The 1,978-nt window shown below is 64.9% G+C and carries 2 protein-coding genes; both read left to right on the top strand.

Annotation, left to right across the window (positions count from 1 at the left end; genetic code table 11):
• Positions 1 to 82 precede the first annotated feature (82 nt).
• Positions 83 to 1,426, top strand: a complete 1,344-nt coding sequence (locus AQJ27_RS51310; RefSeq protein WP_167552168.1) for an IS630 family transposase — start codon at positions 83 to 85, stop codon at positions 1,424 to 1,426.
• 117 nt (positions 1,427 to 1,543) lie between these two features.
• Positions 1,544 to 1,978, top strand: a 435-nt coding sequence (locus AQJ27_RS51305; RefSeq protein ID WP_208948627.1) for a helix-turn-helix domain-containing protein, incomplete at its 3' end; no start/stop codon positions are given.

The raw sequence follows: 1,978 nt of genomic DNA, 5'->3' as shown, positions 1-1,978 counted from the left end.
GATACACCTAGTACTCCAGTGCGACTTCGTGATCTAGTGTGATGCGCCAGAAATCCTGAGGGTTAGTTACTACCCTGTTGGTATGTCGCATCCGGGGCCTTCTGCTGTGGAGATCACGCTGTCCGAGGCCGAGCGTGCCGAGTTGGTGCGCCGGACGGAATTGCCGCGCCGGCGCTCGGCGGAGAAGGCCCTCATCATCCTGGCGTGCGCTGACGGTATGTCAAACGCGGCTGTGGCGCGGGTCGTCGGTGTTCAAGCCAAGACGGTGGGCAAGTGGCGGCGTGCTTTCGCCGCGGAGCGGATGGCCGGGCTTGAGGACGCCGGCTGGATCGGCCGGCCGAAGGCCGACCTGGTCCTGGACGATGCTGAGCGGAGGCAGTTGACGCAGTGGGCACGGCAGGCGAAGACCGCCCAGTTCCTCGCATTGCGCGCCAAGATCGTGCTGCGCTGCGCAGAGGGTGGTACGAACCAGCAGGCCGCGGCCGACCTCGGCATCGACAGGTCGACCGTGGACCGCTGGCGGGCCCGGTTCATCGCGAAACGCCTCGACGGTCTTCACGACGAGCCCCGCTCGGGCCGCCCGCCCTCGATCCTCCTCGACCGGGTCGAGGAGGTCATCGTGGCCACCCTGGAGTCCACGCCGGGCCAGGACACGCACTGGTCACGGGCTTCGATGGCCCAGCGCACCGGCCTGTCGAAGTCGACCATCGGCCGGATCTGGAAGAAGTTCGACCTCAAGCCCCACCTGCAGGACTCCTTCAAACTCTCCACCGACCCGCAGTTCGTCGCCAAGGTCGTTGATGTAGTCGGCCTGTACCACCACCCGCCCGAGAAGGCGGTCGTGCTCTGCGTGGACGAGAAGTCCCAGATCCAGGCGCTGGACCGCTCACAGCCGGTCCTGCCGATGATGCCGGGCATGCCCGAACGCCGTACCCACGACTACCTGCGGCACGGCATCACCAGTCTGTTCGCCGCCTTCAACATCACTGACGGCACCGTCATATCCCAGCTCCACCGCCGCCACCGTGCGATTGAGTTCAAGAAGTTCCTGGTCCGGATCGACAAGGCGGTGCCCGTCGGGCTCGACGTCCACCTCGTCTGCGACAACTACGCCACCCACAACACCGCCGAGATCAGGACGTGGCTGGGCAGACACCCGCGCTTTCACGTCCACTTCACCCCCACCGGCTCTTCCTGGATGAACCAGGTCGAGCGGTGGTTCGGTCTGCTGACCGACAAGCTCATCCGCCGCGGCGTCCACAGGTCCGTGCAGGCCCTGGAGGACGACATCACCGCATGGATCGACACCTGGAACGAGAACCCGCGGCCCTTCACCTGGACCAAGACCGCCGACGAGATTCTCAACTCCCTCGCCGACTACCTCACCAAGGTTGGAACCGACCGCCAGAAGACAGAGCAGAACTAACCCTCAGGATTTCTGGCGCATCACACTAGTGCCGTGCCAAGCAACGTTCGCCCTGTTGTGATGTGACGCGCTGCCCAGATCCTGTTCCGGATGGGGTTGAGCCATCAGGCTGTGCGGGTGGCAGAACGAGTACGTGTTCGTGAGATCGATAATGAAGAGGGACGGCGGTTGCTGCGGATCATCCGCCGGGGCACGGGGTCGGTAGTGACCTGGCGGCGGGCCCAGGTGGTGCTGCTGTCCGCGCAGGGCATGGCGGTGGCGAAGATTGCCGAGGTGGCGTTCACCAGTGACGACCGGGTCCGGGACGTGATCCACAACTTCAACACTGACGGCTTCGGCTCCCTGTACCCGAAGTACAAAGGCGGACGGCCGAAGACCTTCACGCTGCCCGAGCGCCGGGAGATCAAGAAGATCGCCAAGTCCAGGCCGGTCGAGCATGGCCTGCCCTTCTCAACCTGGAGCCTGACCAAACTGGCGGACTTCCTGGTCGCCGAGGGGGTGGTCGACGACATCAGCCACGAGGGCCTGCGTATCCTGCTCCGCGAGGAAGGC

The sequence above is a fragment of the Streptomyces olivochromogenes genome, from assembly GCF_001514115.1.
Lineage (GTDB): Bacteria > Actinomycetota > Actinomycetes > Streptomycetales > Streptomycetaceae > Streptomyces > Streptomyces olivochromogenes.
This window is presented reverse-complemented; position numbering and strand designations above follow the sequence as displayed.